The organism is Neglectibacter sp. X4 (assembly GCF_009917365.1).
Classification (GTDB): Bacteria; Bacillota; Clostridia; order Oscillospirales; family Acutalibacteraceae; genus Acutalibacter.
The window spans coordinates 1-1,009 of sequence record NZ_QWLE01000180.1; the positions used below are offsets into that span (position 1 = coordinate 1).

At 52.1% G+C, this 1,009-nt stretch carries 1 protein-coding gene; it reads left to right on the top strand.

Annotated features, from left to right (window positions below):
- The coding region (locus D1841_RS17535; protein WP_160644951.1) for an IS6 family transposase at positions 1 to 957 on the top strand (957 nt) is incomplete at its 5' end.
- Positions 958 to 1,009: the final 52 nt, after the last annotated feature.

The following is a 1,009-nucleotide window of genomic DNA, read 5'->3' on the forward strand; positions in this document are numbered from 1 at the left end:
GGACATCAAAAGTACCAGTGCAAGAAATGCCGGCATCAGTGGGCGCCGGAAGCGAGGCGGGAGATCGGGCGGCCCAGAACGAAAAATTACCCCTCATGTCCGGTCTGCGGCAAAGCTGCTTTCCTGCACCACGATAAGGAGCATTACAGCAACTACCGCTGCTGTGACAAAAAGTGCAGCCACTCTTTCTTCGTGCCAAAGCCTACGGACATCTCGGCCCCATCCATGTCCAAGCTGTTTGGAAAAACAGACTTCAAGCGGATGCGCTATCCTGTCCATGTGATTCTCACGGCTCTGAGCATGTTCTACTTGGGCAAGAATTCATTCCGCAATATTGCCCTTATCCTGCGTACTGTGATGAATGTCCAGGTCTCCCACACCACCATCAGCAATTGGTGCACCAAGTTCGCGCCCATGTTCCAGAATATCGCCTTGCAGCTCATTCCAGCCCTGAATTTCAACTCGGATGAGTGGCACGCCGATGAAACTGTCATCAAAATTCGTGGCGAGAAATATTACCTCTGGCTCATCCTGGACAGCGAGACACGCTTTGTCCTGGGCTTCCACCTGGACCGCCATCGGGACAGCCCTCAGGCTTTTACTGTGCTGAACGCTGCCAAGCCTTTAGGAACGCCACAGGCCATTGTCAGCGACCGCTACCCGGCCTACAGGATGCCCGTCAAGACCCTGTATGGGGTGCGGCACATCCGCGTGGAAAGCTTCCGCGATGATGTCACCAACAACCTCATCGAGTGCTTTAACAAGCAGTTCAAGGCCTGGTACAAGACCAAGCAGGGTTTTTCTTCCTTTGCTTGCGCCAACAACCTCATTTCCATGTTCATCTTTTTCTACAACTTTGTCCGCCCTCATTCCGCATTGAACAACCTTACACCGGCTCAGTGTGCCGGCCTTGTGCTTTCAAAATCGCGTAAACGTGAGCTTTTCCTCGTTGCGTAGAGTTTTTCGCTGATTTTCGGGTCTTTTCTTTTCATTTTTGCTTTACAGTGCC